Origin of the sequence: Flavobacterium sp., from assembly GCF_036515215.1 — a bacterium.
In the GTDB taxonomy this organism is placed as follows: Bacteria; Bacteroidota; Bacteroidia; order Flavobacteriales; family Flavobacteriaceae; genus Flavobacterium.
Genome location: NZ_DATBVQ010000186.1, coordinates 1 through 22147, shown reverse-complemented (window position 1 = coordinate 22147; position 22147 = coordinate 1). Strand labels below are relative to the sequence as shown.

Sequence of the window (22147 nt, the reverse complement as noted above, 5' to 3'; positions counted from 1 at the left end):
TTTTTAGGTCTTGTTTTTATTAGCGTGAATTTCAAATGCGGTTGGCATTTACCTTCATTTATTATTATCTATCTGTCGTTGTTTCCATTTTCTCCGAAATTAATTCGCCTCTGTCATAATTGCGCGTTATCGTTAATTTACCCCCGCTGTCGTAATGTTTCCAAATTCCTGAATAGTACCAATGAATTGCTCTTGGGTCTTCATCTAATCTGGTGATTCCCTTGGCCCGAGTTTTTCTGTTCTCATGGAAAAACTGGGTCTTGCAATACATTTCATGGTAGCGCTCCTTTTTTATCAATTTCCCGTTTAAATAATATCGCCATTTTTTGACGGGATCACCGTTTTTATAGGTTCCAATTGATTTGTATTGAGCGCTGTCTATGGCGTATTCTTCGATCCAGATGCCCTCTCTTTTGTTATTTACAATTTGGTTTGTTGTTTTGCAAGAACAGAAAATCAACATCCCGATAAATAGAAGCGTGAATTTTTTCATCTAACTTGTTCTACAAGATTACACATTGCTCTACAAATGTAGAGATATATTTTTATAAAACAAGTTTTTTTAGCGAAATGTTTGGTTATCCGCGTTTTGCATCAGGGATAGCAGCGAAAATCCTTTTTTTTTGTAAAAAGATTGCAGCGGATAGCCCGCCCCGTCTTTTTTGGCGGGTAATGCCAAAAAAAAATCCGCTCATTGCCGAGCGGATTTTGAATTGCAGTCGTGATAAGTTTTATTTGCTTAGCTCGACAAAATATTTGTAGAACAACGGAATGGTTTCAATTCCTTTAAGGAAATTAAAGATTCCGAAGTGCTCATTTGGCGAGTGGATGGCATCGCTGTCAAGGCCGAATCCCATCAGGATGGTTTTGCTTTGCAGTTCTTTTTCGAATAAGGCGACGATAGGAATACTACCTCCGGAGCGAACCGGGATGGCTGGAACACCAAAGGTTTCGGTGTAAGCCATATTTGCTGCTTTGTAACCAATGCTGTCAATAGGCGTCACATATCCTTGCCCGCCATGATGCGGTTTCACCTTTACGGTAACGCCGGCCGGAGCGATACTTATGAAATGTTTTGTGAACAATTCCGTGATTTCTTCCCAGTCCTGGTTAGGAACCAATCGCATTGAAATTTTGGCGAAAGCCTTGCTTGGGATGACGGTTTTGGCACCTTCGCCCGTGTAACCTCCCCAGATTCCGTTGACGTCCAGCGTAGGACGAATGGAGTTTCTTTCATTAGTTACATATCCTTTTTCGCCATAAACATCATTCAAGTCCAGTGCTTTTTTATAATTTTCTAGGCTGAAAGGGGCTTTGGCCATTTCTGCTCTTTCTTCAAGGGACAGTTCTTGTACCTTGTCATAGAATCCCGGAATCGTAATGTGATTGTTTTCGTCATGAAGCGATGCAATCATTTTAGCCAAGACATTAATTGGGTTTGCCACGGCGCCACCATATAAACCGGAATGCAAGTCGCGGTTTGGTCCAGTCACTTCCACTTCCACATAGCTTAGGCCACGAAGACCGGTCGTAATTGAGGGTTGTTGGTTTGATATCATTCCGGTATCGGAAATTAAGATCACGTCGTTTTTCAGTTTGTCATGATTGTTTTCAACAAAGGTTTTTAGGTTGACACTACCCACTTCTTCTTCACCTTCAATCATGAACTTCACGTTACAAGGCAAATTGTTATTTTGGACCATGTATTCAAATGCCTTTACGTGCATGTACATTTGTCCTTTATCGTCGCAGGCACCACGCGCAAAAATAGCTCCTTCAGGATGAATCTCGGTTGTTTTTATAACGGGTTCGAACGGAGGAGAGGTCCATAATTCGATTGGATCTGCCGGTTGAACGTCATAATGGCCGTAAACCAAGATCGTAGGCAGGTTCTTGTCAATCATTTTCTCGCCATAGACAATCGGGTAACCTGCAGTTTCGCAAATTTCCACGAAATCACAGCCCGCTTTTTCCAGACTTGCTTTTACCGCTTCTGAAGTTTCGATAACATCTTGAGAGTAGGCTGCATCTGCGCTTACGGAAGGCATTTTCAATAATTCTATTAATTCGTTGATGAAACGATCTTTGTTTTGTTGAACGTATGACCTGATATTTTCCATTTAGGTGTTTTTTTTAGTGTCTCAAAAGTACAAAAAATTGAATAGAAAATTTTTTCGAAAAATTGCTTTGAATGTTCGAAGTTATGATTATATTTGCACCCACAATTGCATGCGGATATGGTGAAATTGGTAGACATGCCAGACTTAGGATCTGGTGCCGCAAGGCGTGTAGGTTCGAGTCCTATTATCCGCACCAAAAAAGCTTCTCAGTCGGGAAGCTTTTTTTTGTCATTTATTTTTAGGATCGAACCCTTCATTTTCAAAACTCTTTATAAAGAAGTGTCCTTTGCTTATCCCAGATAAGACAATAAGTATCCGGCCAATGCCCCATATATGACAATAAAGGCACTGTTGACTTTAGGATAGCCAATAGTTACCGCCGCGCAGCTTACGGCAATGAATAGCGTTCGCCAATCCAGTATTGAATCGCGGCCCATTTGCCAACAAATAGCAACGATAATAGCCACAGAAGCGACATTCACCGCATCTAGAAAAACAGAAATAGACGGAGAATTGCGCATTCTTTTAACCAACGGATTCAACAAGGCTACAAACAGGAAGGACGGAATGAAAATCGCTATTGTTGCCACAATCGCACCCAGTAAGCCATTGATTTGATATCCGATGAAAGTTACCGACGAAAAGACTGGGCCGGGTGTAAACTGACCGATAGCTATGGCATCCACCAAGGTAGCTCTGGACATTAGGCCAGTCGAAACCAATTCAGTATCCAAAAAGGCAAAAAGTACATAGCCGCTTCCATAAAGAATGGCGCCTATTTTTAAAAATATTAGAAATAGATTCCAGTTTGAGGCCGTTACCAAAGTTGTTTTTGTGATTTGTGATAAGGTCAGCGGGATAAGGCTGAATGTTTGACCGCTTTTAAATTTAGAATACAACAAAGCGAGCAAACCGGCACCAAGCAGAATATATATTTCGTCATACTTCAGCAACGAAAGGGCTAGAGCTGTGAGAGCAATGATGCCCAACGGTGTCGTCTTTATGGAGTTTTTGGCCAATGGATAAATCGCTGCGAGGATTATGGCGATAATCGCAGGTTTGATTCCGTACAAAAACACTTGCGCTTCGGGTTGTTGACCGTATTTTTTATAGAAGTAGGCCAAAACTCCTGTAATAAGTACTGCCGGCATGATAAAGCAAACTCCTGCCACGATTAATCCTTTCCAACCGCCTTTTTCGTGGCCAATATGAATGGCCATTTCTGTGCTGTTTGGTCCTGGGATTAAACTTGTGGCGCCAATGAGATCTAAAAAATGCTGTTCTGACAGCCATTTTTTTTTGCTCACCACTTCCTGTCTCATCATGGCGATATGGGCAGCCGGACCTCCAAAACCAATGATCCCCAGTTTTAAAAACAGTTTGGCAATTTCTTTTAAAGTAGCTTTATGCGGCATTAAGGCATGTTTTTTATAAGATGGCTAAAATAATTATAAATTAAATTCGTGAAGTTTTTTAATAGTTATTTTTTTGAATTTTATTTTTTGATATATTAACAGAAAATCGGCAGTGGTAAACATTCGTCCGCATGCCATCCAGACTTTGGTTTATTGATCAGAATGGGCCGTTTGAAAAAACAGAAAAAGGGATTGCAAATTAAAATTCGCAATCCCTTTTTTAATATGCCGCAATTGGACTTTACTCCAATTTCCCTTTAATCCAAGCATCAATTTTCTTTTCCAATAATGCTAATGGCATAACGCCTGATTCTAAAACTTTTTCGTGGAATTTTTTGATGTCAAATTTATCGCCCATTTTATCTTGTGCTCTTTTGCGCAATTCCATGATTTTCAATTGACCGATTTTATATGATAGGGCTTGCCCGGGGATAGCCATATAACGTTCTATTTCAGTGGTGATTCCGGCTTCGCTTTCAGCCTCATTTTCCATTGAAAACTTTATCGCCTGTTCTCTTGTCCAGCCTTTACTGTGCAATCCGGTATCGACCACTAAACGCACGGCCCTATGCATTTCGTTTCCTAACATACCGAAATATTGATAAGGATCTGTATATAAACCTAATTCTTTGCCTAAGCTTTCAGTATATAAAGCCCAGCCTTCGCCATAGGCACCAAACCAATTGAATTTTCTGAAATCCGGCAGAGAAGCATTTTCTTGTTGTAGCGAAATCTGGAAATGATGTCCCGGAATGGCTTCGTGTAAAAACAAATCTTCGTCACCATACATGTTGTATACTTTTACATCCGGAATAGGAACATAAAAAATACCGGGACGTGAGCCGTCTGCTGTCCCCTGCATGTATTCGGCACTTGCGGTTTTTTCCCTAAACGCTTCAGTTCTTCTAATCTCAAATTTTGTTTTAGGCTGTAATGAAAATAACTTATCAACGTTTGGTTTGATGATGCTATGAATTCTTTCAAAATTGGCGATCACTTCCTCCGGTTTTTTGAAAGGTTTTAATTCTCGCTTGTTTCTTACATAATCAAAAAATTCCATCAGAGTTCCTTCAAAACCCACTTGGGTTTTTACTTTTTCCATTTCAGAATTGATGCGCGCTACTTCCTCCAGACCTAGTTGGTGAATCTTTTCGGGAGTCATGTCGGTAGTTGTCCATTGTTTTGCGTAAACGGCATATAGTTCTTTTCCAAAAGGCAAACTTCCAATGCCGCTATTGGATCTGGAAGCGGGAAGATATTCGTTTTTGAGGAAATCAGCCATTTTCTTAAATTGAGGAATCAATTTTTCATTGATTTCAGCAGTATATTTAGCGGTGAGATCTTTTTTTACTTCATCAGAAAATATGGCAGGCATTAATTTAATGGAAGAATAATATAGATTGTCTTCTATATTAACTGTCGGTATTTCTGCGAATTGAGGAATTACTTTTTCGGTCAACGCCTTTGGTAGCACAATTCCTTTTTCGATTCCCCTTTTCATATAAACCATAGCCGAATCAATCCAGACACTATATTTGTCGATCCTTTTCAAGAAATTGGAGTAATCTTTTTCGGTTTTAAAGGGCTGCGCGCTTGTCCCGCCTGCATATTGCCCCATCGTCAGATGAGTTCCCCAAAACTGATGAATGGGCATAAGATTAGTCGGTTGTTTCAGCAGTTCTTTTCCAACTTCAACTTCCCATTTTATGATTTCGTAACTGTTTTTTTCTTCCTCGGTAAGTTTCTTTAGATCTATTGAAGACAACTTAGTTTCGTATTTGTCAAAAAATGCAAGTTGCGCTTTTCTAAAACTATCAGTCATTTCAAACTGCAACTGGTCATTGTATTCGTTTTGGCCATTTTGTGTCGCAGTCAAGGGATCCAACGCGTTTTTATCGTCAAAGTAATTTTTTGTCAAAGCACTAAAATCCTCTTTTTTGTCTTTGGATTTGCAGTTTACCAATATTAGGGAAATAAGGAATGCAATGAAAACAAGGGTTGGTTTTTTCATATGTATTGGTTTTTAAATGGTTGCGTCTAATTTACTAAAAAAGAATGAATAATAGGCCAAGTGAATTTCTAGCTCGGCTTTCTCCGTTTCCAATCCTTGTCTGTCAAAAAAAAATCCCATTCGGTTTAAAGCGAATGGGATTTTGAGGTTCTGTTTTTTAAACCCTGTTAAAAACGGAATTGATAATACAAAAGTAATTCTACCCGTGATATACACGCGAAGCCACAATTTTGTCTTCCCTAATGTCCAAAACTTCAGCGATAAGCATCTCTTCTTCATTGTCTACCGTTCTTACATATTCCATGAAAACGCGGTCTCCGTTTGCGGTAAGCGAGGTCACTTTGTAGTTTAAACTTGGCAACCGCTCAAAGGCATCTTGCCACCATTCCCGCAACGCCTGTTTACCTGTTACGAAACCGTTCGTTTCGGGTTTGTGCATTTTTAATTTCGGGCTAAAATGTGCTGCATCGTCATCATACAGGGACAATAGCTTCTCTAATTCTTTGTTGTTGAAAGTCTCAAACCATTTGAAAGCGATCGATTGCAATTTTTCAGGAGTCATGTTGATTTTGGGGTTTTAATTAAAAAAATCCCATTTCGCTTAAGCGAAAGGGACTTTAATTTTATGATTTCAATGAATGTTAAACGTTCTTCAAATTGATAATCTCTTGGTCAGTAAGCATTCTCCAGTTTCCACGAGGCAAATTCTTTTTGGTCAAACCTGCAAAAGCAACCCTGTCTATTCTCAACACATCATAGCTAAAGTGCTCAAAAATAGAACGAACTACTTTCACGTTTGAAGATCTCAACTTCAAACCGATTTCACTTTTCGCTTCTCCTTCAATATAACTTACGTCTTCAACAAAAACGCGGTGTCCGTCAAGTGTAAGGCCTTTGTTTATTTTTTCCAAATCTTCAAATTTCAGGTTTTTGTCCAATGAAACTTGGTAAATTTTAGATGATTTTTGGCTCGGTAAAGTAAACTTACGGATCATGTCAGTGTCGTTGGTAAACAATAACAGACCTGTAGTATTTTTATCCATTCTGCCTATAGCTCCAATTTTTGCGGTGGTTGATCCGCGAACCAATTCCATTACGTTGCGGTATTCCTGACCTTCGTCAAGTGCCGTCGTAAAGTTTTTAGGCTTGTTCAATAAGATGTATACTTTTTTCTCTGGAGTCAAAACAGACCCGTCAAAATTCACCACATCCCCTGGTTTAACCATGTATCCCATTTCAACAACTGGAATCCCATTTACTTTTACGTTCCCTGATGTGATGTAAATATCCGCGTCACGTCTTGAGCAAGCACCAGAATTGGCGATATATTTGTTAAGACGAATTTCATCTTTTACTTTTGGTCTTTTTGGTGCCTGATTCGGTTTTTTCTCCACTTTATCAGCAACAACCTCTGCAGCTTTCGTATTTATTTTTGCTTTTTTTGGCCCTTGTGCCCTTTTTTGCATCGCAGGTTTTGGCTTATTCGAGCTAGGTCTAGAACTTGTTGGTCTAGCACCGCTTTTTTTATTATTGCCTTCCTTATTATTCATAATATTCCATAATTTGTGCAAAGATAGTATTTATATAATTGCTAATCGATAAATGGGAATTATAAAAAGCTAACTATCTAATTAATAAGGACGTCGATCGGGTGGGATGACATTTTTCAGGAGCTATTTCCCGCTATCCGCTGTATCTTATTTAAGGCTCATAAAAATCGCCTCAAATAAGGATGCCGCTGCTATCGGGGCTAAATTTAGTTGCACACGAAGGGGTTTCTGGGATTACGGTTTGTTTTTAAATCCGTAATTGTGGCAATTAAAAATCTGCTCTAAATCAGCATAAGCATTTTTTTTCCTTTCCATAGTACGGAAGGATCGATGAGCACGATACAAAAAACGCCGAAAACAATTAGGAATTTTAGTACGTTGTGAAGCAACAGATACTGCTCTTTCTTTTCGGATTTCCATAGATAGAGCAAAAAGAAAATCAAGACGATCATACAAACATAAAAATAAATGTCCATGTAGCCCACGTCATAGATATCGATCAAAACATAAACAGGAAATACCGTCAAAATCGTTAGGGCCGTGATAATTTTTTTGGATACGGCTTCCCCATATCGAACGGGAATGGTTTTGTAATCGTTGGCCAAATCACCTTTTATGTTTTCTAAATCTTTGATCATTTCCCTCACAAACAGCAAGAGCATAAGAAAACTGGCGTGTGCAAAAATCACGGCAAAGTGGCTTTTGTAATTCTCTATTTCTTCAAAAGACAGAATGTTATAGTAGTGCAGTAGTATGGCAAAAAAGGGAATTACGGCCATAAGTGTAGCCGTTAGATTTCCCACTATAGGGTATTTTTTTATTTTATGGGAATAAAGCCAAATCAGGAATATGTAACTCGAAAAGAACAAAAATGCCCGCCAGGAGACAAACATAGCAATTAGAGCAACTATAAAATTTAATGTGAAATACACCGTCAATTTCGTTTTCTGGCTAACCAAACGGTCCAGCATGGATTTGTTGGGACGGTTAATCAAGTCCTTTTGGCTGTCGTAAAAATTGTTGATGATATAACCCGAGGCAATCGCTAAAGAGGAAGCGAAAACTAGCAAAAACAAGTCAAAATCCAGTAGGATATTCAGTGCTCCTTTCTCGGGGGCCAAAATAAAAATGGCCGACAGGTATTGCGCCAGAATAATGATGGGAATGTTATAGCCTCTTACTACAGAGAACAAACTGACAATTTTCATTATTAATAGTTTGTTTTTCCTGCTTAACATTTTTAAAGTTTAAAGTGTAAGGTTTAAAATTGTTTCGAAAGATTAAACTACGAATGAAATTGGTGTTTTTTTTAGAATTGGTATACTACTTCTAATTTATAGTCCTTCAACGATAATTTGGCGCGCTCCAGGTCTTCGGTGAAACCTAAAATATAGCCACCGCCACCAGAACCGCAAAGTTTCAAATAGTAGTCGTTAGTGTCAATTCCTTTTTGCCAAATGGCATGAAATTGCTCAGGAATCATGGGTTTGAAGTTATTCAAAACCACTTTTGATAATTTTTTGGTATTCATGAATAAAGACTTCATGTCCCCACCAAGGAAATTCTCGACACAAGCATCGGTGTATTTTACAAACTGGTTTTTCAGCATGGTGCGGAACCCCTTGTCTTTTAGGTTTTCCATAAATATGCTAACCATTGGTGCCGTTTCTCCCACGATTCCTGAATCCAACAAAAACACAGCGCCCTTGCCGTCCAAAATTTGGTTCGGAATGCCAGTTGCCTCAATATTGTCTTTGGAATTGATTAAAATAGGTATGCTCAAATAGCTGTTTAAAGGGTCAAGACCAGAACTTTTCCCGTGAAAAAAGCTCTCCATTTGAGAAAATATGTTTTTTAATTGTAATAGTTTTTCGCGAGTCAGATTCTCAAGAACCGTTATTTTGTCTTGGGCGTATTTATCATAAATAGCGGCAACTAAGGCACCGCTGCTCCCTACGCCATAACCTTGTGGAATACTGGAATCAAAATACATCCCAGTTTCAATGTCGCTTTTCAAAGTTTCTATGTCAAAAGTAACTAAATCAGATTGCTCGGATTGTAAAGTTTCCAGATGGTCTGCAAAACGTTTCAAACTTGCATTTGATGCGGTAGCTTCTGGAGAAGGGTTTTCATTTCTTTTCAACGCACCATTATAAAAATTATAAGGAATCGATAAACCCTTAGAGTCACGGATGATTCCGTATTCCCCGAAGAGTAATATTTTTGAATAAAATAACGGTCCTTTCATATTTAATAGATCTAGGTTAACGCTTGAAGTAGAATTGGTTCGTAAATATAATACTAATTAATCTGTTAAAGAAGCATCATTTCCAATTTCGTCACAAATGTACTGCCCATTTTGGCAAAAGCCAACTAATTCGTCCTTAATAAAATGTAAAACGGCAGCGCTAACGTTTTCGGGATACAAAACATGAACATTGGCTCCCGCATCGAGCGTAAAACAAACGGGGATTTTGGTTTCATTTCGAAATTTCCAGATCGCGTTTATAATTTGTAATGTGTTTGGTTTCATCAAAATGAAATAAGGCATCGATGTCATCATCATTGCATGCAAAGTCAAGGCTTCGCTTTCGACCACTTTAATGAATTCCTGCAAATCGCCGCTTTCAAAAATGGCAATCAGTTTGTCCAAGTTTTCGTGTGCTTGCGCAAAACGGCTGCTGGCATAGGGGTGATTGTGCATCAAATCATGGCCAACGGTACTTGAAACCTGTTTTTCGCCTTTGTCAACAAGCAAAATAGTGTCCTGGTAATTTTTGAAATTATCATGTATGGCATTCGGGAATTCCACCCCAAATAAATCAGAACTGCCTTCGATGTTTTTTTGGCTTCCCCAAACGACAACACTTCCTTTTACACTTCGGCAAGCACTGCCCGAACCCAAACGGGCCAGAAAAGAAGCCTTTTGAAAAAAGTATTCTTCGGTCATTGACGGGTTTAATGCTTTTTCCAGACTCATGAAGTTCATCGCCAAAGCGGCCATCCCCGATGCCGAAGAGGCGATTCCAGAGCTGTGCGGAAAAGTGTTTTCGGTATCTATGGTAAAATGATAGTCTCTCAAAAAAGGCAAATAGACTTCGACGTGTTCCAGGAATTTCTGGATTTTAGGTTTGAAATCTTCTTTAGGCTTCCCTTCGAAAAGCAAATCAAAGGAAAAAGCATCTCGCTTTTCCTTTTTGGCGAAAGCCAATTTGGTTATCGTTTTGCAATTGTTCAGGGTAAAACTAACCGATGGATTGGCGGGAATCTGGTTTTCCTTTTTTCCCCAATATTTGACGAGTGCAATATTGCTGGGTGCGCTCCATTGGAAATTTCCGCCTTCAATTGATTGAGAATATTGGGTTGGAATAAAATCGTTTGCTGAAAACATGTATTATAGAATTTTGACAAAGATACTTTTTTTGCTTTATAGGTTGATTTGTTTATTTGTTGAATCGGTGTAAAGTTTTTGTTTATTTTTGGGAAAAATTGAAAATCGCCAAAATGAATAGAATTACCAAAATCCTTACCGTTGTTGTAACCTGCCTTGTCATCGGTTATTTTTCTGGAATCGTTACCCGTTCTGCAATTATCACTTGGTATCCCACTTTGGTAAAACCGAGTTTCAATCCGCCTAATTGGATTTTTGCGCCAGTATGGAGTATGCTATATATCATGATGGGGATTGCGGCAGGATTGGTTTGGGACCGTATGGAATCGAATACAGAAGTTGTCAAAAAAGCCTTGCTGATTTTTGCCTTGCAATTGGCCCTGAATGCTTTGTGGTCTTATTTGTTCTTCGGATTAAAGAACCCTATGTTGGCCTTAGTAGAAATTGTAATCCTCTGGCTTATGATTTATGAAACCTATATTCAATTTGGAAAAATCAACAAAATTGCGGGCTATTTGTTTATACCATATTTGCTGTGGGTAAGTTTTGCGATGGTTTTGAACGCGAGTATCTGGTGGCTTAATAAATAAGCCCCCTAATTCCTGAAGGGGGAATTGTGCAGATTCAAGTTGTTACTTGAATTGGGAGTATTCCGGTTCATCTTCTCCTTTGTTTAGCCAGAGAATTATTAATCGAAGTCGGTATTATAAGTTCTTTTTGAATTCAGCATTTTTAACGAACAAAAAATCCATCAAAGCCATGTCATTATTGCTTTCCGCAACTGTTTTTGATTTGGGGTCTGCATCGCAAAATTCAAGGAATAGTGCTATTTGCTCAGGTTTCAATTTTAAACTTTCTATGTAAAATTTTTGGTCGTATGTAGTTTTAACCAATGCCATAAATTCAATCTTCGGAACTGATTTTTCAGCGGGTTCTTTTTCCTTTCGGAATAAGTCCGCAATCATGCCACCTATTCGCATGAAATTCATCCCGTTTTCAATTGTGCCCATATTAACACCAATAACTTTTGGAGTGGTTGCATTCTTTTCTATTGCATATTGGTCGATCTTTTTTTGTTCCCATTTATCATCTTTACTTAGTTTAATAGATGGCATATTTGTAATAACTACTTCGTTTAATTCTTCTGCTTTTAGAATTAATTCAACGACTAATTCGTCTTTGGTGAATAGTTTAGGGTTAATTGTGATTTTTTTTACTTGATGTTCTTTAGATACAAATACTAGTACATCATTCGTTTTTGCATTAATTGAAAATTCTCCATTTGCATCAGAGACTGTAAGTGTTTTTGTACTAGCATTAATGACTTCGACTTTAGGTATTGCATAATTATTAAATACGACTTTACCTTTAATTGTTTGTGAGAAGCTAAATTGAGAAATGAAAAAGAATAGGGCGGTGAGTAATTTTACTTTCATCTATTTTTGTTAAGTTGAAAGTAAAGTTATCAGAATTGTCTTAACGAAAACTTAGAAAAGACGTAAAATCTTGTTAATAAAACTGAAAAAGGTGTTTAGCTAAATATTATTCGCCAATATAAACCCGCTCGTCCAGGCATTCTGAAAATTAAATCCACCGGTAATTGCGTCAATATTCACGATTTCTCCAGCAAAATAAAGATTTTCATGAAGTTTACTTTGCATAGTTTTGAAGTTGATTTCCTTCAGGTCAATTCCGCCCGCGGTTACGAATTCCTCCTTAAAGGTGCTTTTTCCGTTGACTTGGAATGTACCGTTCGTCAATTGGTTGGATAGGTTTTGCAGTTGCGCTTTGGACAAATCGGCCCATTTGGTTTCGGTTTCGATTCCTGAGGCCAACACCAGGCTTTCCCACAAACGATTCGGGAAATCGAAAGGCGATTTCTTCGAGACCGCTTTTTTGGCGTGTTCTTGTTTTAGTTCCTTTAATTTTTTCTCGGCATCAGTAGCGTCAACATCATTCAGCCAATTCACGAAAATGGTGAACTGATAGTTTTTGTCATGCAATATTCTGGCGCCCCAAGCTGATAGTTTCAAAACGGCTGGGCCGCTCATTCCCCAATGCGTGATCAATAAAGGGCCCGTAGATTCAAGTTTGGTGTCTTTTACTTTTACCGTTACTTGCGCAGCGACACCCGGTAATTCTTTTATTCGGGAATCTTTGATATTAAAAGTGAATAGGGAAGGGACAGGGCTTACAATGGCGTGACCGTAGCTTTGCAGCATTTCCCATATTTTGGGGTTGCTTCCTGTCGCTAGGATTAATTTTTCAGCAATGTAGTTCTCGTTTTGTGTTTCTATTTTCCAGTTATTCTCTTTTTTAAAGATGGATTGTACACTTTGTCCCGTCAAGACTTTAATTCCAAGTTTTTGAGTTGCTTGTAAAAAGCAGTCGATTATGGATTGCGACGAGTTCGAAACCGGAAACATTCTCCCGTCATCTTCGATTTTCAATTCCACGCCGTGTTTTTCAAACCATTCGATGGTGTCGCCAGAGCAAAACTGATGAAAAGGTCCACGCAATTCTTTCTCGCCGCGAGGATAATATTTAACCAATTCATTAGGCTCAAAACAAGCGTGCGTAACATTGCATCTTCCGCCGCCAGAAATGCGGACTTTTTGCAGTACTTCGGCGCCACGTTCTAATATGGCTACTTTTAGTTTTGGGTTTTTCTCTACGATGTTAATGGCTGTAAAAAACCCTGCTGCACCGCCACCTACTATTATTATATCAAAATCTTGATTCATATTTCTATTGTTTTGCTATTCGCAAAATTTATAATCTGTCCGGGAAATCAGAGATGATCCCGTTTACGTTATACGTTTTTATTTTTTTTATGTCTTCAATTTCATTCACTGTCCAAGGAAACACTTGAAATCCTTGTTCCTGCATTCTGGCCGTATTCTCTTCGGTGACTAAATGGAAATAAGGATGGATGGACTTGGCCTTTACAAATTTGGCGAAAGCGAAAGCCAAATCTAAATTCGTTTCCGTCAGAACGCCAATCGGTATTTTTGAGTTTGAAAAAGTGACTTGCCGCAATGCATTCCAATCGAAACTGGAGACCAAAAACTGGTTGTAATTCCATTTTTTTTCTGAAACGTACTGTTCAATTAAATCCACCACCTTATCGGCGGTCTCATAGCTTTTCAGTTCGATATTGATGTCGCACTTTTGGTCAACGAGGTTCAAGACTTCTGATAGAGTTGGAATGTGATGTTCTTTTTCAATTCGGAAACGCTTCAATTGAGGTAAAGAGTAGTGGTTTACAAAACCTTTGCCATCGGTAGTTCTGTCGATAGTCTCGTCATGAATTACCATTATTTCATTGTCTGAGCTCAGGTGTACATCAAGTTCAATTCGATCCACATGCAGGTCAATCGCTTTTTGAAAACCAACTAAAGTATTTTCTGGTTTATGTCCCCTGGCTCCACGATGGCCTATTTTTAGCATGGTATGTTTTTTACAAAGGTAGCTAAAATAAAAAAGCACAAACCGAATTCGATTTGTGCTTTTTGTACTTTGATTTATGGGCTGACTATTTGATATAAACCTAATTTATTTCAGCTCTTCATTAGGAGTAATATCATTTTTAGTAGTTGATTTAACTTCTTCTGCTTTATCATCCCCTTTTAAATATGTTGGCAAGTTTAATCCAGCCATATTAAACAGGTCATTCAAAGGCGGAACGGTTTTCATCATACCGGAAACGAAGTTAGCGGTAGAACCGGCTCCGTTATCGCCGTTGTTTCCGGAGTCCCAAACGGTAATTTTATCTATTTTGATATTTTTAACCGCTTCTACTTGTGTCCTAACTAATTCCGGTAATTTTTCAATTAATAATAATTGGAATGCTTTTGTAGGATCACCGCCGGCAGCACTTACGACTTCGCGATAACCTTCCGCTTGTTTGGTCAAGATTTCATATAAACCTTTCGCTTCAGCTTCCATTTTTGCAAAGATTGCGTCGGCCTCACCTTTTGCTAATTCCCTAGTTTTTTCCGCTTCAGCTTGTGCGTCAATAATGGCTTTTTGTTTTGCAATTTCGGCAGGAATAACCACATTGGCATTTTGGGTAGAACGTTCTCTATCAGCACGTGCGTCCTCTGCTTTTTGTTCCGCAACATAGGATTCTTCCAATGCTTTTGCGCTTTGTACTTTTTCAGATGCTAATGCAGTACGCAATGCTTCTGCTTCGCGTTCACGACGAGTTGCTTCAGATTGTGCGATGGCAATTCTCGCTTCATTTTCCCCTTTTATAGCAATCGCATTTGCTTCGGATGTTTTTACACGAGTATCCCTTAGTGCTTCAGCTTTACCAATACTTTCGTCTTTAAATGCAGCTGCAATACTTACTTCTCTATCTTTATTGGTAATTGCAATTTTTACATCGCGATCTCTATGGGTCTCGGCAATTTGAACGTCTTTTTCACGATCAGCCATTGCTTTCCCTGTTTCACCGATTTTTTCTTGCTCGGCAACCGAAATTTTAGCTTCGTTTATTGCTTTTGCAGCAGCTTCTTTTCCTAAAGCTTCAATGTATCCGGATTCGTCTTTGATATCCGTAACGTTAACGTTAATTAATTTTAATCCAATTTTCTTTAATTCAGAATCAACATTTTTCGAAATATTCTCTAGGAATTTATCCCTGTCAGAGTTGATTTCTTCAATTGTCATTGTTGCAATAACCAAGCGCAACTGACCAAAAAGAATATCCTTTGCTAATTCTTGAATTTGTTCTGGATGTAGGCCTAATAAACGTTCTGCAGCGGTATTCATACTTTCTGATTCAGTAGAAATAGCGATGGTAAAACGACAAGGAACATCAACACGAATATTTTGACGTGACAGTGCATTCGTTAAATTGGCGTCAATGGAAAGAGGTTTTAAATCTAAATATTGAAAATCTTGAACAACTGGCCAAATAAAAGCACAGCCGCCATGAACACATTTCGCAGACGTTCCGCCTGTACGACCATAAATAACAAGGATTTTATCTGAAGGACATCTTTTGTAACGAGAAATAAGTGTTAAGAAGGTTACAAAAACAACAAATACGGCAACAACAATAATAATAATTTCAGTCATGGTTTAGTTTAATTTAATTTTTTTCTACAATTAATAAGTTACTTTCTACGGCAACTACTTTCACTGTAGTATTTGATGGGATTTTTTCAGTTGAACGCGTCATAGCGTCTAATTCATGGATTGACCCATTTACGCTAATTAGTACTTTCCCTTTTCCTGATTTTGCTTCAGGAATAGTTAAGTATACTTGGGCAGTTTGATTGAGTGCGCTTTCAATCTTGAAGCTATTATTCTCAGATAGTTTTAAAATTTGTTTAATCAAGAAAAAGAAAATGGCAACAAATAGTAGTCCAACTATCACGGAAATAATAATCAATACGGTTTTGTTTTCTATGGAGTTGTAAAATGAAATTCCAGTCCAACTGAATCCTAATAAAAAGTTGATTAAGTTACGTAAAGTGAATATTTCAAAGGGTAAGTCAACATCTCCGGTGTCAGAATCCATATCTGTTTCGCCATCACTTAAGCCGAGAAATGTCATTATGGTTTGGAGTCCAAAAAATAAGCTTACAGGCAACGCAATGTACCAGAAAGCCTTGAGCAAGGGGTCGTAGTTTTCTAAAAAGTTCATAGTTAAGGTTTGGTTGTAGTAATTAGACTATAAGTTATGCTAAATGTTACAAGCAGATCGAAATTAAAATACGGATAATAATAAGATTTTAATTACGTTGAAGGAACGTTTTGGTTGTTGCATTTCTTTAGAACTTCAATAAATAAAACCCCAAATTCGCAAATTACATTAATTAACTTGCGAATTTGAGGTTTCAATTTTGCCCTAGATAGATTTTCTATAGGCAAATTATATGCTTAACCTAAAATGAATTTATTGTTCCAATAAAACTATATCAAAAGCCGTGTCAATGCTTATTTTTCCGTTCGAAACTGTGGTTTCTTTTCCTGAATAGGCATCTTTTAATTTTGTGCCGTTAGCAAACACTGCTCCTACTGAAAGCTCTTTTTTGCCAATGGGTAAATCCAGTCCTATCACGACTTGGTCCGTGGAAGTCCCTTTAGAAAAAGTTCTCGAAAAAGTATAGGGTTGTGCTGCAATTTTGTGGTGAATTCCCGCTCCGATGGAAGGGTGATTTTTCCTGAATTGTCCCAGTTTTTGCCAATGTAAAAGTGCTGATTGTGTTTCAGGATTTGACCGAATGTCTTCCCAATTCATAAAAGAACGTAAAGTTGCATCGCCTTCTGTTCCTTCGACAACTAAAGAACGTGCCGATTCATCCCCGTAATATACTTGGGCTGCTCCCGGGGAAAGAAGTAATTTTGTCGCCGTTTCTTTGTTTTTGGTTCTTGCCGCGTCAAAAGGGCCACCGTCGTCATGAGAAGACAAATAGTTCAGGACCCCCGATCCTTTTAACTCACCGTTCAAAATGCTTGGATATTTGGAGAATATAAATTCATAGTCTTTTTGCGCATCCCATTTGAATTCGAAATTGATCATGTTGTTAAAACCATTTTCATAATAGTTCACCTTCTTGTCACCGAAATCAAAATATTTTCCCGCACTGATGTTGTAATTGTAGACTTCGGCAATGGTATAAAAGGGGCTGTTGTCCAATATCTGGCTTGGATTGTTTTTTTTCCAACTGGCAAAAGCGTAATCGCATTGGGTCTTGAAATCGGCCCAAACCGTGGCCTCTGTGTGTTTTACGGTATCTGCCCTATAGCCATCGATTCCGAACTCCGTGATGTAATCCGTCAACCATTTAATGATGTAATTTTTCGGTGTTCTGGCATATCCAGTTCTCGCAAAAAAAGCGTCTAGCGAAGCCACTTCTTTTTCGTATCTGCCTTCTGCTTTCCATTTTTCGATTAAAAAAGTGGGAAGCGCCACTTCCTGTGTGCTTTCGGTTTTTACATCCGGTAGGTTTTTGACCAAGGTGCAGGCCGTTGTGGACTCAAAAGTTTTATAGTCACATTGCGGGCCCGTTCTTACCCAGTCCGAAGGCCAAACGGTATCCACATTTGTCACCGGTCCCGTATGGTTGATCACGCCATCAAGAATGATGCGAATGCCATGCGCATGCGCTTTTTTAACCAATGCGGCCAAATCTTCTTTTGTTCCAAAATTAGGGTCCAGACTGGTCCAGTCTCTGGCCCAGTAGCCATGAAAACCGTAGCTTAAGCCAGTTCCCTCATCAACCGCATCATGTATTTGTTCCACTATTGGAGTGAACCAAATGGCATTTATCCCCAGTTTGTCAAAATATCCTTCATCAATTTTTTTAGAAATGCCTTTGATATCACCGCCTTCAAAACCGCGAAGTTTTCCGGCCTTTTTGATTCGGTTAAAGTTCAAGTCATTAGATGGATCACCATTATTGAAACGGTCTGTCATCAGGAAATAAACACTTGCGGCTTCCCAAACGAAAGGGGTTTTTGTCGCTATTTTGTTTTCTGAAAGATTTTTTGTGTTGGAGCAACTTATACAAAAAGCCATTGCTGACAGTAGAAGTAGGATTGGTTGTTTTTTCATGGTTAATTTGAATTAGTAAGGAAAGTCAAGTTTGTCGTTCCAAATTTTAAAGGATAATTATTTTTCCAGTTCTAAGATCAAAACCGTTTTCCCATCCAAATATATTTCATTTGTCAGGTCGTACGAATTTCCGGCTAGGACATCTTTTCCCATTTTAGACGCTTTGATGTTTTCTTGAAAACGGGCTGTTTTGAAAGTTTGGGAGGTCGTGCTATTATTGATAACAACCATTACCGTTTTTTTATCGGTATATCTAAAATAAACATATACATTGTTTTCAGGTATATAATGGGTCATTTTTCCGAAATGGACCGCTTCATTTGTTTTTCTCCAATTGAATAATTTGGAAGTGAAATCAAAATATTCGTTTTGTCCCGGAGTTCGGCCTTCTTTTATGAATGCATTGTTTTGATCGCCATACCAGCCTCCAGGGAAATCTTGGCGAATATCGGCGTCGCCTTTGTTTTTATCTCCGCTCATCCCAATTTCACTTCCGTAATACAATTGAGGAATCCCTCTCACGGTGGCAATCAAAGCCATGGCCATTTGATATTTTTTGAAATCGTTATGATAGACTTCATTGATGCGATTGGTGTCATGATTTTCGGCGAAAACCAAGATGTTATTTGGATTGGGGTACAAAAAGTCATTGGAGAAATTATCGTAAATTTTCACCATTCCCTTGTCCCAATTCCCATCGTCTTCATTGAAAACGGTTCCTAATGCATCATGCAAAGTGAAGTCCATTACCGTTGGGAGATTCGAATTGTAATTTTGTATCGCACCCACTTTACTGTCTTTTTGCCAAAAGGCCATTTGCGCTTGATTATGCATCCAGATTTCCCCTGCAATGTTGAAATTGGGGTATTCATCCGTAATGGACTTCGTCCATGATGCTATTCCTTTTGGATCGGAATAATTGTAGGTGTCTACTCTAAAACCGTCCAAATCGGCATATTCAATCCACCAAATGGCATTTTGTTTCAGATAATTTAATACTAAAGGATTGGACTGGTTCAAGTCTGGCATAGTGGGAACGAACCATCCGTCCAAACAGATTTTCTTGTCAATTTCGGAAGCGTTAATGTCGCTTATTGTTGATCGTTTGTGGTTGGTTTGGGTGTAATTTTCGAATTGGTGGATCCAGTCATGAGTGGGCAAATCTTTCATCATCCAATGTTCGATTCCCCAATGGTTAGTAACATAGTCCATCACCAATTTCATGTCTTTTTTGTGCATTTCAGAGGCTAACCTAACATAATCTTCATTGGTTCCATAACGTGGATCTATTTTGTAAACGTCTGATTGGGCATAGGTATGGTATGAAAAAGCCTTGTCATTGTCCTCGCATAGGGGGGTGCTCCAAATGGCAGTTGCTCCCAACGAAGAAATGTAGTCTAGGTTTTTTATAATCCCTTCGATATCGCCGCCATGTCTTCCTCCGGGTAAACCTCTGTCGAATTTTTCTGCGGTGGCTTCATTGCTGTCATTCTTTGCATTTCCGTTAGCGAAACGATCAGGCATAATGAGATACAGCATATCCGACGCATCGAAGCTTTTGCGTTCTGCTGATTTTTCTCGCCTTTGTTTTAAAGTGTATTTCTGTGTAAAAGTGACTTTGTCATTTTTTTTAAACAAAAAATCAATAGTCGTGGACGAAACGTTCTTGGTGTCGATGGTAACAAAAAGATAGTTTGGGTTTTCTGTTTTTTTGATATTCGTTATCGCTATTGAATTTGTCGTAGCAACTTGATATTGCGCAATGTCTTTACCATAGAACATGATTTCCACTTCCGGATTGTGCATTCCTGCAAACCAAAATGGCGGTTCAATTCTGTCAATTTGGGCGTTCATGGTTAGAGACATAAATAAAAACAATAAAGTTATTCTTTTTAGAAAAGGAATATTTCTTAATGGCACTGAGTCAAATTTATTCATAATTAAGCACATTTTGATTAACATTAATTTATTTTAATTACCGGTGTATCTAATTAAACAATCCCAATATAAAATCGGGATTGTTTTTGGCTGTAATGGCCTTCTAAGAGAAAGAATTGTCTACAAGTTCTTTACAATTAACTATTTTAGGGTAACCGTGTTATTTGGCGAAACTACAACCGAATTGTCATTTATTACAAGTGTCAAATCCTGAGTTCCGTCTACTGAAAAAGTAGTTTCATAATGATTGATGTCCACTTTTAAAACCTGACCTCTAAAATTAATTTTAAAGGAATACCCTGTCCACTCTTTTGGTATTTTTGGAGAAAAGTGTAAGCGGTCATTTTTCACGCGCATTCCACCAAATCCTTCAACAATACTCATCCAAGTACCGGCCATGGAAGTGATATGACAACCTTCTTCGACCTCTTTATTGTAGTCATCCAAATCCAGACGGGATGTTCTCAAATAAAAGGTATAAGCCATGTCCATTTTGTCAAGCGAAGCCGCTTGAATGGAATGTACGCAAGGGGAAAGAGAACTTTCGTGAACGGTAAACGATTCGTAGAATTCAAAATTGCGTTTCAATTCTTCTTGTGAGAAATGCTCTTCAAAGAAATAGAAACACTGCAGTACATCAGCCTGTTTGATATAAGGAGAACGCAATACTCTGTCCCAAGACCATTTTTGATTAATTGGTCTTTGTGCAGGATCTAGGTCTTTTACAGGAACTAAATTTTTGTCCAAAAAGCCATCTTGCTGCAAATAAATTCCTAGCTCTTCCGATACTGGGAAATACATGTTGTCTGCAACTTTTTTCCATTCTTGCAATTCAGCTTCCGCCAGTTTTACCTTTTCGATAATGCGTTTATGGTCTGATGGGTATTCTAAAGACACTTTCTGAATTTGCTCATAGGTGTAATCGATACACCATTTTGCAATGTAATTGGTGTAGAAATTATTGTTGATATTGTTTTCATATTCATTGGGTCCTGTAACTCCAAGAATAACGTATTGGTTCTTGTCTTTGGAGAAGTTGGCTCTTTGGTGCCAAAAACGGGCAATCGCAATCAAAACTTCCAATCCTTTTTCGGGAATGTAAGAGTAGTCGCCGGTAAAGCGGTGATAATTGAATATTGCAAAAGCAATAGCGCCATTTCTGTGAATTTCTTCATGAGTAATTTCCCATTCATTATGGCATTCCTCACCATTCATCGTAACCATTGGGTAGAGGGCCGCTCCATTCTTGAATCCAAGATTTTTCTCGGCATTTTCGATGGCTTTGTCCAATTGATTGTAGCGATACGTCAATAAGTTTCGTGCCACTTTTTGGTCTTTGGTGGCCATGTAAAACGGGATGCAATAGGCTTCGGTATCCCAATAAGTGGAACCTCCATATTTTTCGCCGGTAAAACCTTTTGGCCCAATATTCAATCGGCTGTCCTTTCCTAAGTAAGTCTGGTTTAACTGAAAAATGTTGAAACGGATTCCTTGCTGTGCTTTTACATCACCATCGATTGTTATGTCTGACATTTCCCAAATTTTTGCCCAAGCATCAATTTGATCTTGCAATAATTGATCGTATCCTTTTGTTAAAGCAGACTGGATTACCTTCTCGGCAGCTGCAAGTGTATTGTTATGGTTTAAAGAAACGGTGTAACCACCTATTTTTTGAATGGATGATTTTTGCCCTTGGGCTACAATCACATCATAGCTGCTTTGAATCTTATCAGTGGTTGTGTCAAAGTTAGCTGGAGAAAGATTTAAGTTCCGACCATTTTCTAAAATGCTGTTTTGCATGAAAGTAGTGACCTTAAAATGAGTCTTAAAAGTTTGCGCCGTAACAAAGGCTTCATTGCCGCTATGTTTTACTTCAAGCGGTTCCCAGAATTTTTCATCCCAGTTGGCATCCTCATTCGTAACTCCCGCGTCAATATAAGGTTTGTATACTATTTTGGCATCCTTGTTTAAAGGAGTGATCTCATAGTTAATGATTCCAACTTCATCCAAGGTTATCGAAAGGAAACGGATAACATTAACCGCGATTTCTGTTCCATTTTTTAGTTTCGCTTTAAAAGAACGGCTGTACCAGCCTTCTTTCATGTTCAATTCACGACGGAAGTCTGTCACTTCAGCACAAGAATTCAGGTCA

Annotated in this window: 18 protein-coding genes and 1 tRNA gene; 2 read left to right on the top strand and 17 right to left on the bottom strand. The window is 38.5% G+C overall.

Features of this window, described 5'->3' with window-relative positions:
• Nucleotides 1-64: 64 nt before the first annotated feature.
• Nucleotides 65-493 (bottom strand): hypothetical protein, encoded by a 429-nt coding sequence (locus tag VIH09_RS12865; RefSeq protein WP_331581635.1) that lies wholly within the window; start codon nucleotides 491-493, stop codon nucleotides 65-67.
• A gap of 238 nt (nucleotides 494-731) precedes the next feature.
• On the bottom strand, nucleotides 732-2120 hold the full coding sequence (locus VIH09_RS12860) for a dipeptidase (protein WP_331581633.1): 1389 nt from the start codon (nucleotides 2118-2120) through the stop codon (nucleotides 732-734).
• 111 nt (nucleotides 2121-2231) lie between these two features.
• On the opposite strand from VIH09_RS12860, the gene VIH09_RS12855 reads away from it, so the two are divergent.
• A tRNA-Leu gene (locus VIH09_RS12855) sits at nucleotides 2232-2316 on the top strand.
• Nucleotides 2317-2410: 94 nt separating this feature from the next.
• Here VIH09_RS12855 and chrA read toward each other — a convergent pair.
• The 7 genes from chrA to VIH09_RS12820 form a co-directional block, all read right to left on the bottom strand.
• Complete coding sequence (gene chrA, locus VIH09_RS12850; RefSeq protein WP_331581631.1) at nucleotides 2411-3535, bottom strand: chromate efflux transporter; 1125 nt, start codon at nucleotides 3533-3535, stop codon at nucleotides 2411-2413.
• A 241-nt stretch (nucleotides 3536-3776) separates the two neighbouring features.
• The gene (locus VIH09_RS12845) at nucleotides 3777-5546 is read right to left on the bottom strand and encodes a DUF885 domain-containing protein (RefSeq protein ID WP_331581629.1); all 1770 of its coding nucleotides are present in this window, start codon (nucleotides 5544-5546) and stop codon (nucleotides 3777-3779) included.
• A 199-nt stretch (nucleotides 5547-5745) separates the two neighbouring features.
• Nucleotides 5746-6108, bottom strand: coding sequence for a nuclear transport factor 2 family protein (locus VIH09_RS12840; RefSeq protein ID WP_331581627.1), 363 nt, complete (start codon nucleotides 6106-6108; stop codon nucleotides 5746-5748).
• A gap of 79 nt (nucleotides 6109-6187) precedes the next feature.
• Nucleotides 6188-7096: a pseudouridine synthase gene (locus tag VIH09_RS12835; protein ID WP_331581625.1), complete on the bottom strand. Its 909-nt coding sequence runs from the start codon at nucleotides 7094-7096 to the stop codon at nucleotides 6188-6190.
• 281 nt (nucleotides 7097-7377) lie between these two features.
• Nucleotides 7378-8334, bottom strand: coding sequence for a geranylgeranylglycerol-phosphate geranylgeranyltransferase (locus VIH09_RS12830; RefSeq protein ID WP_331581623.1), 957 nt, complete (start codon nucleotides 8332-8334; stop codon nucleotides 7378-7380).
• Nucleotides 8335-8405: 71 nt separating this feature from the next.
• A complete protein-coding gene (locus VIH09_RS12825) occupies nucleotides 8406-9344 on the bottom strand; it encodes a mevalonate kinase (RefSeq protein ID WP_331581621.1) in 939 nt (312 codons plus the stop codon).
• Between the two features lie 57 nt (nucleotides 9345-9401).
• Nucleotides 9402-10487 (bottom strand): diphosphomevalonate decarboxylase, encoded by a 1086-nt coding sequence (locus VIH09_RS12820; RefSeq protein WP_331581619.1) that lies wholly within the window; start codon nucleotides 10485-10487, stop codon nucleotides 9402-9404.
• Between the two features lie 113 nt (nucleotides 10488-10600).
• On the opposite strand from VIH09_RS12820, the gene VIH09_RS12815 reads away from it, so the two are divergent.
• Entirely contained in the window at nucleotides 10601-11077 is a 477-nt protein-coding gene (locus VIH09_RS12815) for a TspO/MBR family protein (protein WP_331581617.1), read from the top strand.
• Nucleotides 11078-11191: 114 nt separating this feature from the next.
• On the opposite strand, the gene VIH09_RS12810 is transcribed toward VIH09_RS12815, so the two are convergent.
• The 8 genes from VIH09_RS12810 to VIH09_RS12775 all read right to left on the bottom strand — a co-directional run.
• Complete coding sequence (locus tag VIH09_RS12810; protein ID WP_331581615.1) at nucleotides 11192-11923, bottom strand: hypothetical protein; 732 nt, start codon at nucleotides 11921-11923, stop codon at nucleotides 11192-11194.
• A gap of 99 nt (nucleotides 11924-12022) precedes the next feature.
• Nucleotides 12023-13231 carry an NAD(P)/FAD-dependent oxidoreductase gene (locus VIH09_RS12805; protein ID WP_331581613.1) on the bottom strand — a complete coding sequence of 403 codons (1209 nt, stop codon included), beginning with the start codon at nucleotides 13229-13231 and terminating at the stop codon, nucleotides 12023-12025.
• Nucleotides 13232-13259: 28 nt separating this feature from the next.
• Nucleotides 13260-13937: a glycerophosphodiester phosphodiesterase gene (locus VIH09_RS12800; protein ID WP_331581611.1), complete on the bottom strand. Its 678-nt coding sequence runs from the start codon at nucleotides 13935-13937 to the stop codon at nucleotides 13260-13262.
• Between the two features lie 105 nt (nucleotides 13938-14042).
• The gene (locus VIH09_RS12795; protein ID WP_331581609.1) at nucleotides 14043-15572 is read right to left on the bottom strand and encodes a flotillin family protein; all 1530 of its coding nucleotides are present in this window, start codon (nucleotides 15570-15572) and stop codon (nucleotides 14043-14045) included.
• A 13-nt stretch (nucleotides 15573-15585) separates the two neighbouring features.
• Complete coding sequence (locus tag VIH09_RS12790; RefSeq protein ID WP_331581607.1) at nucleotides 15586-16143, bottom strand: NfeD family protein; 558 nt, start codon at nucleotides 16141-16143, stop codon at nucleotides 15586-15588.
• Between the two features lie 252 nt (nucleotides 16144-16395).
• Nucleotides 16396-18057: an alpha-amylase family glycosyl hydrolase gene (locus VIH09_RS12785; RefSeq protein ID WP_331581605.1), complete on the bottom strand. Its 1662-nt coding sequence runs from the start codon at nucleotides 18055-18057 to the stop codon at nucleotides 16396-16398.
• A gap of 57 nt (nucleotides 18058-18114) precedes the next feature.
• Nucleotides 18115-19995, bottom strand: coding sequence for a glycoside hydrolase family 13 protein (locus VIH09_RS12780; RefSeq protein ID WP_331581602.1), 1881 nt, complete (start codon nucleotides 19993-19995; stop codon nucleotides 18115-18117).
• A 141-nt stretch (nucleotides 19996-20136) separates the two neighbouring features.
• A partial coding sequence (locus VIH09_RS12775) for a family 65 glycosyl hydrolase domain-containing protein (protein ID WP_331581600.1) occupies nucleotides 20137-22147 on the bottom strand: 2011 nt, incomplete at its 5' end.

Excerpts from the sequence above, each read along its gene's own strand:
- VIH09_RS12805 (WP_331581613.1), bottom strand. The coding sequence starts at position 13,231 with ATGAATCAAGATTTTGATATAATAATAGTAGGTGGCGGTGCAGCAGGG.
- VIH09_RS12830 (WP_331581623.1), bottom strand. The coding sequence starts at position 8,334 with ATGTTAAGCAGGAAAAACAAACTATTAATAATGAAAATTGTCAGTTTG.
- VIH09_RS12790 (WP_331581607.1), bottom strand. The coding sequence starts at position 16,143 with ATGAACTTTTTAGAAAACTACGACCCCTTGCTCAAGGCTTTCTGGTAC.
- VIH09_RS12860 (WP_331581633.1), bottom strand. The coding sequence starts at position 2,120 with ATGGAAAATATCAGGTCATACGTTCAACAAAACAAAGATCGTTTCATC.
- VIH09_RS12835 (WP_331581625.1), bottom strand. The coding sequence starts at position 7,096 with ATGAATAATAAGGAAGGCAATAATAAAAAAAGCGGTGCTAGACCAACA.
- VIH09_RS12785 (WP_331581605.1), bottom strand. The coding sequence starts at position 18,057 with ATGAAAAAACAACCAATCCTACTTCTACTGTCAGCAATGGCTTTTTGT.
- VIH09_RS12810 (WP_331581615.1), bottom strand. The coding sequence starts at position 11,923 with ATGAAAGTAAAATTACTCACCGCCCTATTCTTTTTCATTTCTCAATTT.
- chrA (WP_331581631.1), bottom strand. The coding sequence starts at position 3,535 with ATGCCGCATAAAGCTACTTTAAAAGAAATTGCCAAACTGTTTTTAAAA.
- VIH09_RS12820 (WP_331581619.1), bottom strand. The coding sequence starts at position 10,487 with ATGTTTTCAGCAAACGATTTTATTCCAACCCAATATTCTCAATCAATT.
- VIH09_RS12795 (WP_331581609.1), bottom strand. The coding sequence starts at position 15,572 with ATGACTGAAATTATTATTATTGTTGTTGCCGTATTTGTTGTTTTTGTA.
- VIH09_RS12825 (WP_331581621.1), bottom strand. The coding sequence starts at position 9,344 with ATGAAAGGACCGTTATTTTATTCAAAAATATTACTCTTCGGGGAATAC.
- VIH09_RS12800 (WP_331581611.1), bottom strand. The coding sequence starts at position 13,937 with ATGCTAAAAATAGGCCATCGTGGAGCCAGGGGACATAAACCAGAAAAT.
- VIH09_RS12815 (WP_331581617.1), top strand. The coding sequence starts at position 10,601 with ATGAATAGAATTACCAAAATCCTTACCGTTGTTGTAACCTGCCTTGTC.
- VIH09_RS12840 (WP_331581627.1), bottom strand. The coding sequence starts at position 6,108 with ATGACTCCTGAAAAATTGCAATCGATCGCTTTCAAATGGTTTGAGACT.
- VIH09_RS12845 (WP_331581629.1), bottom strand. The coding sequence starts at position 5,546 with ATGAAAAAACCAACCCTTGTTTTCATTGCATTCCTTATTTCCCTAATA.
- VIH09_RS12780 (WP_331581602.1), bottom strand. The coding sequence starts at position 19,995 with ATGAATAAATTTGACTCAGTGCCATTAAGAAATATTCCTTTTCTAAAA.
- VIH09_RS12865 (WP_331581635.1), bottom strand. The coding sequence starts at position 493 with ATGAAAAAATTCACGCTTCTATTTATCGGGATGTTGATTTTCTGTTCT.